The following is a 6,737-nucleotide window of genomic DNA, read 5'->3' as shown; positions in this document are numbered from 1 at the left end:
GTGCCCTACCTGGGCATCATCGACGCAGCCGAGCGCCATGGCTGCGACGTGATCTTCATGGCCTCGCACGGCAGGCGTGGCTTGTCGGGCTTGCTGCTGGGCAGCGAAACCCAGAAGGTGCTGACGCACACCGATATCCCGGTGATCGTGTATCGCTGAGCGCGCCCTGGCGCCAAACCCCAAACGACAAAAAGGCTGGCCGCCCGGAACGGGGCAGCCAGCCTTTCTTGCTTGACCGGCCGCCTTTGCGGCAAGGCCGGCCTGGATCAGCTGCTCTTCTTGATGCGGTCTTCGATGTGCTTGGCGCGATCGTCCGAGCCCGGGTGCGACGAGAACATGCTGGACTTGCCGCCATCCAGCTTGGCCAGCTTCTGGAACGCCGTGACCAGGCCACGGGTATTGGCCTTGTTCTTGGTCAGCACATCGAACGAGTAATCGTCGGCGGCGCTTTCCTGCGTTTGCGAGAATTGCGCGTTGATCAGTTGCTCGCCCATTTCGCCCAGCTRCGAGGCCGACAGCGCGGCCACGGTGCCACCGGCGGCGGCCAGCGCGCCGCGCGCCGCCATGGCGGTGTACGCCACTTGCATCTTGTTCTTGGTGTGGCCCAGCGCCACGTGGCCCAGCTCATGCCCCACCACGCCGCGCACTTCGTCGTCGGTCATCATGTCCATCAGGCCGCTGTACACGCGCACGCAGCCGTTGGCCATGGCCCAGGCGTTGACGTCCTTGGTCAGGTAGACCTTGGCGTTGACGTTGGGCAGGCCGCTCGACTGCAGGCCCGCCATGATCTTGGTCAGGCGTTTGTTGTAGGTGCTGCTAGGGGCAGCGATCTTGTTGGCCTTGTCGAGCTCGGCGCAAGACTGGTCGGACATGGTMTTGACATCGCCGTCGCTCAGCGAGGCCGCCTTGAGCAGCGAGGTGCCGGCGCCCATCATGCCGTCGACATTGGTGCCCGCGCAGCCGGCCAAGGCAGCGCAGAGCGCGACGATAGCGGCCAGGGAAAGTTTGTGCTTCATGTTTGTTGCCTTCTTGGGATCGACACCGACCGGGTTGCTCGCCAGTGACTTGAATGGAGATGTGCCGGCGGCTGGCCGGCGACCTGCGGTGTGGCTCTGCTTACACACGGGCAGCATCATATCGCCAAAAAACATCTCAATTTAGCCACAAATGACCGAATTGCCAAAATACACAATTTTTAACATTTTTTCACAGGGCGGCCCCAAAAAGCAAAAAACCGCGCCGTCCCTGAGAGGGAGACGGCGCGGCGCCTAATTGAAGGGCGTGATGGTCGCACGCCCCTCAAGATGACCGGCTATTGGGCCAGTCAGCCATTCCGCTTTTCGATCTCGCGATCTGAAGCTTCAGGCCACTTTCTTATCGAAGAATTGTTCGTCTTCGGTCGAACCCTTGAGGGCGGTCGTGGACGACTGGCCGCCTTCGATGGTCTGGGTCACGGCGTCGAAGTAGCCGGTGCCGACTTCGCGCTGGTGCTTGACGGCGGTAAATCCCTTCTCGGCGGCCTTGAACTCGTTTTCCTGCAGTTCGACGAATGCGCTCATCTGGTTGCGGGCATAGCCGTAGGCCAGGTTGAACATCGAGTAGTTCAGCGAGTGGAAGCCGGCCAGCGTGATGAACTGGAACTTGTAGCCCATGGCGCCCAGTTCCCTCTGGAACTTGGCGATGGTGGCGTCGTCGAGGTTCTTCTTCCAGTTGAACGACGGCGAGCAGTTGTAGGCCAGCATCTTGCCCGGGAACTTGGCGTGCACGGCTTCGGCAAACTTCTTGGCGAATTCCAGGTCAGGCTTGCCGGTTTCGCACCACACCAGGTCGGCCACTTCGGCGTAGGCCAGGGCACGGGAGATCGATTGCTCGATGCCCGGCTTGACGCGGTAGAAGCCTTCCACCGTGCGCTCGCCGGTGCAGAACGGGCGATCGCGCTCATCCACGTCGGAGGTCAGCAGATCGGCGGCTTCAGCATCGGTACGAGCGATCACCAGGGTCGGCACGCCGGACACGTCGGCGGCCAGGCGCGCGGCGGTCAGCTTGGCAACGGCTTCACGCGTCGGCACCAGCACCTTGCCACCCATGTGGCCGCATTTCTTGACCGAAGCCAACTGGTCTTCGAAGTGAACGCCGGCAGCGCCTGCGTCAATCATCGACTTCATCAGTTCGAAGGCATTGAGCACGCCGCCGAAACCGGCTTCGGCGTCAGCCACGATCGGTGCGAAGAAATCGGTATCGCCCTTGCCTTCGCTCCACTGGATCTGGTCGGCGCGCTGGAAGGTGTTGTTGATGCGGCGCACCACTTGCGGCACCGAGTTGGCCGGGTACAGCGACTGGTCGGGGTACATTTCGCCGGCCAGGTTGGCGTCGCCTGCGACTTGCCAGCCCGACAGGTAGATGGCCTTGAGGCCAGCCTTGACCTGTTGCATGGCCTGGTTGCCGGTCAGCGCGCCCAGCGTGTTGACGAACGGCTCGGTGTTCAGCAGGTGCCACAGCTTCTCGGCGCCGCGGCGGGCCAAGGTGTGCTCAATCTGCACGGAGCCGCGCAGGCGCACGACGTCATCGGCGGTGTAGTGACGCGCGACGCCCTTCCAGCGGGGATTGGTATCCCACTCATTTTGCAGGTTCTTTGCTTCGGTTTCGCGGGACATTTCACTCTCCTAGAGTTCAAAGCGGGGATGGCATTGGAAACTTGCGACAGGCTGGGCGGACCGTGGTGCCGACTTGCCGACCGGGGCACTTTCGGGGGTGTTTTGGCGGCGCTGATCTGCTGGCCTCGCCACCCCTGTTTTTTGCCGTTTAGGTCATGTGTCTTATATAAGAGTGTAGGAAAACACCTCGCGTCGCAACAGCTGGGAATGCAGTCCTCGCTTAGTTTTTTTCTCTTTTATAATCAATGCTTTACAATATATTTTTCACCATGTGGCAAGCAATCTTCCATCATGAGAAATGCCCGTTGTGCTGCGCATCACCATTTTTTGCCGCACAAAACAGCTTTCCGCATTATGAAATTTCGGGATTTGACGCCATCCGCACCTGGCGTAATGCCAGCGGCTCCGGACCGCCATCGATATGTCCGGCCAGGTCGCGCACCATCGCCGCCATGCTGGCGGGGTCCGCCAGCGGCAGCCAGTGCCGCGCGCTGACCTCCCGGCGCCACCAGCGCTCCACCCAGCGCGACAGATCCTCGGACAGCGCCGGCCTGACATAGCGATCCAGCAGTGGCACGATCACCTGCACCGGCGCGTGCGCATGACGCTCGCCCGGTGAAAGCAGGCGCGGCAGCATATTGGCGCGATACAGCGCCAGCCCGTGACGGCCGTCCTCCGCCTGGGTGGGATTGGGATCCGCCTCGATGCCCTCGGTCCGCCTCAGGTAAAGCGGCCAGGCGCGGCCCATCCAGAGCCGCCAGCTTAGCTCGGGCAGCCACGGCAGATGGAAGATATAGATGTACCAGGACGAGGCCATCTGCCGCAGCGAGCGCGAGAGCGCCGTGAACGACAGACGCCGGTTTCCTCGCATCCAGTGGCCGACATGGTCCAGGCAAGGCCCGGAGCACGACGTGAACGAAGCGATGCGGCCGCGCAGGCGTGGCTCGGTGACAAACTCCCAGCATTGGATCGAGCCCCAGTCATGGCCGACCAGGTGGACGGGCGCATCGGGAGAAACGGCGTCGATCACCGCGCTGAAGTCGTCCGCCAGGCGCGCCAGACGATAGGCCGCCACGCCCTTGGGCGCCGAAGAGCCGCCGGCGCCGCGCACATCGTAGGCCACTACGTAATAGTCATTGGCCAGCAGAGGCGCCACGCCATGCCAGACCGCGCTGTTGTCCGGATAGCCGTGCACCAGCACCATGGCCGGGCGCGCGGGATCGCCCCAGGTCTTGACGGCAAGCCGCACGCCGCCGGACTGGACGAATCGCTGGTTGGGAAGGGAATGGGGAGTGTGCATGCTTGACCATGACATCGGACGATGGAATGGTTGCCGATGCTACGCCAAGACTGGCCGCGCGGCGAGCGCGCGGCGTAGCGTTTCAAACGCAAGCCGGCTAACGGGCGCGCCGGTAGGCCACCCAGTCGCCGGATGCAATGCGCGGCAGGCCCGCGACCGCCTCCTCGCCCACCGGGTAAAGCAGGCAGCTGACGGCTTGATCGCCAACCGCCACCACGCGCTCCTCGCGCACGAACAACGAGGCCTGGCCCGGATAGACCTCCTCGATCTCGTCGAGCACCGGCACCAGTGCGGCATCGACCTCGTACAAGTCGCCGGCCACGCCGGGCGCGGCGGCGTCCAGCACCAGCCCGGGATACGTGCCGAAGTCATAGAGCCGCCCCGCCACGGTCGCGCTACCGATCAGGCGCGGCGCGGCAATGCCGTGCCTGCGCGCGGCCGCGTTGAGGTCGTTGACTTCGCCCGCGCGCAGCGTGCCATAGACAAAGACCACCGGCATGCTCAGCCCTCCAGCCTGGTGTCCGCCACCAGCACGCCATCGGCGTCAACATAGATCCAGTTGCCGGGCCGCACCACGGCGCCGGGCATTTGCACCGTGACCTCGCGCTCGCCCACATTGCGCCTTTGGCTCTTTTGCGGATGCAGGGCCAGGGCGCGCACGCCGATATCGCACACCGCAAGCTCCCCGCTGTCACGCACGCAGCCATTGACGAGGATGCCGGCCCAGCCGTTCTTCTCGGCCAGCACGCCAAGGTTGCCGCCCACCAGCGCGCAGCGCAGCGAGCCGCCGCCATCGACCACCAGCACGCGGCCGTTGCCCGGCGATTCGACCGCCTCGCGCACCAGCGAGTTGTCCTCGAACACCTTGAGCGTGGCCGCTGGGCCAGAGAAAGCGGCGCGCTTGCCGAAATGCTGGAATACCGGCGACAGCACGCGCAGCGAGCCGTCGGCCAGGCGAGCCTCATTGGCGTCGCACAGGTCAGTGGTAGCAAAGCTCATGAAGGGCTCCCGAATCAGAAAGGTGGAAAGCGGTAAGTGGATGAGTTGCTGGTGCCTGCGTCAGCCTTTGTCAGCCGGCGGCCGCCCGCTTGCCCGCCACCTCGCGGCGGGAGCGGTTGCCATTGCCAACCGTAACGGCGGTGAAGATCGCCAGCATCTGGAAGGCGCCGATCATGAAGAACACCCAGCTCGGCCAGTGCGCATCCATCAGCATGCCGAAGAACAGCGGCCCGCTGGCCAGGCCGATATCCAGGCCCGAATAGACCACGCCATAAACCCGGCCCGTGGCGCCGGCAGGCGCTGCCGCACGCACCAGCAGATCGCGCGAAGGCCCGGCCGTGCCCGCGCCGAAGCCGATCACGCCCATCAGCACCGGCACCATCACGGCCGGCAGCACGCCCAGCCCCACCACGATCGCGACCAAGCCCGACAACGTGAAGCTCATTGCGATCAGGCGGTCGTGGTTGCTGGTGCGTCCCGCGGCAAAGCCACCCACGATCATGCCGCCCGCGCTGCACAACATATAGACGGTGTACGACGCCGTGGCGAGGGTCAGCGGCATGCCGTAGAGCTGGGTCAGCGCGGTCGGCGCGAAGCTCTGGATGCCGGAGAACGAAAAGGTGGTGACGAGGAAGAAGGYCCAGCAGATCCACACTTGCGGCAGCTTCAGGAACGCGAGCATGCTGCCGCCTGCCTTGGCCGCCGCGGTGGCCGCCCTGGGCGCCGCACCAGCGGCGGCGCGGGGATCCAGCACATGCCGGAAGGCCAGCAGCACGGCCAGCACGCCAAAGGCCACCGCCGAGGCGCTGGCAAGCGCGGTGCGCCAGCTGCCGAGCTCGGCAATGGTCACCAGGAAGATCGGCGCCGCGGCCCAGCCGAGGTTGCCCGAGATGCCATGCACCGAGAACGCATGCCCCAGCCGCGGCTGGGAAACATGCTTGTTGAGCAAGGTGAAATCGGCGGGATGGAACACGCCGTTGCCGATCCCGGCCACGCCCGCGCCAAGCAGCAGCATCGCGTAGCTCGGGCTGATCGACAGCAGCAAGGCCGCCGCGCCCAGCAGCCCGAGGCCGCCGAACAGCACCGGCGTCGCGCCAAAGCGGTCCACCACGAAGCCCGACGCGGTCTGCACCACGGCCGACACGGCAAAGAACACCGTCATCAGCAAGCCCAGCTCGGCATAGCTCAGGCCGAACTCGGCCTTGATCCACGGGAACAGGGGCGCCAGCAGGAGGTGAAAGAAGTGGGAAACGCCGTGGGCCAGGCCGACCAGGCCGATGACCTGGGCGTCGTGGCGCAGCGGATTGCGAACGGGATCGAGGGTGGCGGCAGTCATCGGGCGGCTATCTGGCTGGGCTTGGCATGGCGCGTTGGCCATGCTGCCAGGCTCAAGAGGCGCGCTGCAAATACCGCATCATAGAGTAAAACCACCCGTGGCAGGGGTGCCCTGCGCGTTACATCTGTTTAAACAGATAGGCGTACTGACGCGCCACCGGCAAGGTTTCAGAGCGATTGCGCAGCTTGAGCGCGAGCCGCCCCAGCGACTGGTTCACGGCACTGGCCACGCAGTCGATATTGACCACCGTGCCGCGATGGATCTGCCAGAAGCGCTCGGGGTCGAGCTGCTGCGACAGCTCGCGCAGGCTGGTGCGGATCAACGCCTCGCCGCTGGCGGACACCACGTTGACGTACTTGTCCGTCGCCTCCAGGTAGATCACCTCATCCACCGGAATGATGCGGATCTCCTGGCCGACCAGCGCCTTGATAAAGCGCAGGTAGCCATG

General features: G+C 64.7%; 8 protein-coding genes. 1 reads left to right on the top strand and 7 read right to left on the bottom strand.

What is annotated here, in order from left to right:
- Positions 1–159: universal stress protein (locus AC1DS3_RS32665; protein ID WP_477128781.1), on the top strand; the 159-nt coding region annotated here is incomplete at its 5' end.
- Positions 160–266: 107 nt separating this feature from the next.
- Here AC1DS3_RS32665 and loiP read toward each other — a convergent pair.
- The 7 genes from loiP to AC1DS3_RS32630 form a co-directional block, all read right to left on the bottom strand.
- A complete protein-coding gene (gene loiP / locus AC1DS3_RS32660; RefSeq protein ID WP_477128780.1) occupies positions 267–1,016 on the bottom strand; it encodes a metalloprotease LoiP in 750 nt (249 codons plus the stop codon).
- Positions 1,017–1,361: 345 nt separating this feature from the next.
- The gene (aceA, locus tag AC1DS3_RS32655) at positions 1,362–2,654 is read right to left on the bottom strand and encodes an isocitrate lyase (protein ID WP_477109134.1); all 1,293 of its coding nucleotides are present in this window, start codon (positions 2,652–2,654) and stop codon (positions 1,362–1,364) included.
- Positions 2,655–3,006: 352 nt separating this feature from the next.
- The gene (locus AC1DS3_RS32650; protein WP_441630213.1) at positions 3,007–3,954 is read right to left on the bottom strand and encodes an alpha/beta fold hydrolase; all 948 of its coding nucleotides are present in this window, start codon (positions 3,952–3,954) and stop codon (positions 3,007–3,009) included.
- Positions 3,955–4,051: 97 nt separating this feature from the next.
- Positions 4,052–4,453: a gamma-glutamylcyclotransferase family protein gene (locus AC1DS3_RS32645; RefSeq protein ID WP_441630211.1), complete on the bottom strand. Its 402-nt coding sequence runs from the start codon at positions 4,451–4,453 to the stop codon at positions 4,052–4,054.
- Between the two features lie 2 nt (positions 4,454–4,455).
- Positions 4,456–4,953: a ribonuclease E activity regulator RraA gene (gene rraA, locus AC1DS3_RS32640; protein WP_441630209.1), complete on the bottom strand. Its 498-nt coding sequence runs from the start codon at positions 4,951–4,953 to the stop codon at positions 4,456–4,458.
- A 70-nt stretch (positions 4,954–5,023) separates the two neighbouring features.
- Entirely contained in the window at positions 5,024–6,289 is a 1,266-nt protein-coding gene (locus tag AC1DS3_RS32635; protein WP_477128779.1) for an MFS transporter, read from the bottom strand.
- A gap of 118 nt (positions 6,290–6,407) precedes the next feature.
- Positions 6,408–6,737 (bottom strand): LytTR family DNA-binding domain-containing protein (locus AC1DS3_RS32630; RefSeq protein ID WP_477128778.1); only part of this gene is annotated, 330 nt, incomplete at its 5' end.

It is taken from the genome of Cupriavidus sp. 01L46 (assembly GCF_056399905.1).
The sequence above is the reverse complement of the archived record's forward strand: the minus strand, read 5'-3'. Positions and strand labels throughout refer to the sequence as shown.